Raw genomic sequence first — 1,214 nt, forward strand, 5'->3', positions numbered from 1 at the left:
TCCACTGCTGGCGCAGGTACAGGTACGCCGCCAGGTAGTAGTGGCTCGGCACCGACGCCGTATCGTGGGTGGCCTCGCCAACGCGGCCCGCGCGCGGCGGCTGCGGCATCAGCAGCAGGTTGCCCAGGCGCAGGCGCGGCAGCACGAATACGGCCTGTCCGTGCCGCTGGCGTACCGCGGGGTGGTGTGCAGGATCGCCCCATTGTGCGCGTAGTTCGTCGCGGCGCGAAGCGGGCAGGGACGCCAGCCAGCGGCGGTAGTCGGCCACCGTCAGGGTATCGGCCAGCCCCGCATCGAGCAGCGCGCCCAACCGCTCAGGATGGTAGTAGCCCCTCAGCAGCGCCTGCAGTTGCTCGATCAGGGTCTTTTCATCCACCGGCTGCGTCGAATACCCGGCCTGTGCCAGCCGTGGCAGCAGCGTCTCGATGCTGCGCGGTACGTTGAGATGCGACGCGGACAGGTTGCGCTCGCCGTCCGGCGCATTCCAGAATAGCAGTGCCAGGCGCTTGTCGGCCGCGGCCGTGTGGCGGAGCGCGGCCAACCGCTGCAGCTTGGCGGCCAGCGCATCGATCTGTTCGGGAATTGGCTGCAGTTCACCGCGTGCATTGGCCGAGACCACGATCGGATCACTGGCGCCCCAGGCTTCGGGTACAGCGAGGAAAGTCGCCAGCGTCGCCATCGGAATGCCGGTGGTCGCTGCGCGCCAGTCATCCGCATCGCCTTGCCGATGGTTCAGCGCCTGCAGCACCGGCACGTCCATCGTGGCGAATTCGGCGGCACGCGCGCTGCCGTTCTGCAGATGGGTCAGATTGACCAGCGCATCCACCTCGATGCCGCGCAGCGCCTGCTTCAAGCCATCGTCGGCGGCGGCATCGAACCAGACCCCGAACAGCGCGACTTTGCGTGCGCGCCCGGCCTCGATCAGTGCGTCCAGCACCTGGGTCTGCATGCCACTGAGCATGCTGCCGGAGATCAGCACGGCCACCTTTGGCCACGTCGCCTGATCGTCGCGTTGCCACTGCGCCTGCAAGGCCTGCGGGCTGTCCAGCCACTGGCTGCCGCGCGTGCTGTAGCCGGTGGCCGGCAGCACCTGCGGCAGCGGCAGTCCGTCGGTCCCGGCACCGCTGCGCCAGGCCTGCAGGTAGGCAGCCAGCGTGCGGATGTTGGCCTCGCCACCGTTGCCGTAGTAACCGGCGATCCTGCGCGCCACCTCG

General features: G+C 69.0%; 1 protein-coding gene. It reads right to left on the minus strand.

Going from position 1 to position 1,214, the window contains the following annotated elements; translation table 11 throughout:
- On the minus strand, positions 1-1,214 hold a 1,214-nt coding region (locus ACZ4VL_RS40805; RefSeq protein ID WP_468211112.1), incomplete at both ends, for a cobaltochelatase subunit CobN.

Source organism: Streptomyces sp. NPDC029014 (genome assembly GCF_055564695.1).